The 544-nt window shown below is 78.5% G+C and carries 1 pseudogene; it reads left to right on the top strand.

Annotated features, from left to right (window positions below):
• Positions 1 to 387: pseudogene (locus GB864_RS18065) on the top strand (hypothetical protein); the annotation flags it as partial.
• Between the last annotated feature and the right edge of the window lie 157 nt (positions 388 to 544).

The raw sequence follows: 544 nt of genomic DNA, 5'->3' as shown, positions 1-544 counted from the left end.
TCAAGCACGTGCTCCTCGAATCTGCTCGTCGTCGCGCTCGCCGCGGCGGCCGGCGCCGTGCTCCTCGCGACCCGCGGCCTGCCGGCCGGCGCACCCGATGCCGTCTCCGCCACCACCGCCGGCACCGGCACCGGCACCACCGGCACCACCGGCACCGCCGCTACCGTCCTTTCCGCCGAGTGGGTCGGCGATGCGGGTCGGTACTCGCTCGCACCCGCAGCACCGACCCGCTCGGAGCAGGCGGGGGCGTCCTCGCGGGAGTCGGCCGGTGAGGCACCCGACGTGGACGACCGGGGCGAGGAGAACCCGGACGCGGAGGAGACGCCGACGCGCGCCGCCGATCCGGCGTCGTGGGACGCCTACCGCCGCCCGGAGGAGGCGAGATGAACCGCGCGGACCGGCAGTTGCGCCATGCCCGCGCCCGCGGGGTCCGTGCGGCGGCCGCGGAGCGGCGCTCGACCGAGCGGGCGCGGTCGACCCGCCGCGTGCGCGGCTTCCTCCGTGCCGAGCGACTGCGGCTGCTCGCCGCGGCGGCGCTCGCGCT

It is taken from the genome of Agromyces seonyuensis (genome assembly GCF_009789225.1).
Taxonomy (GTDB): domain Bacteria; phylum Actinomycetota; class Actinomycetes; order Actinomycetales; family Microbacteriaceae; genus Agromyces; species Agromyces seonyuensis.
Note: the sequence above shows the minus strand (reverse complement) of the source record. Positions and strands in the feature narration are given on the sequence as shown.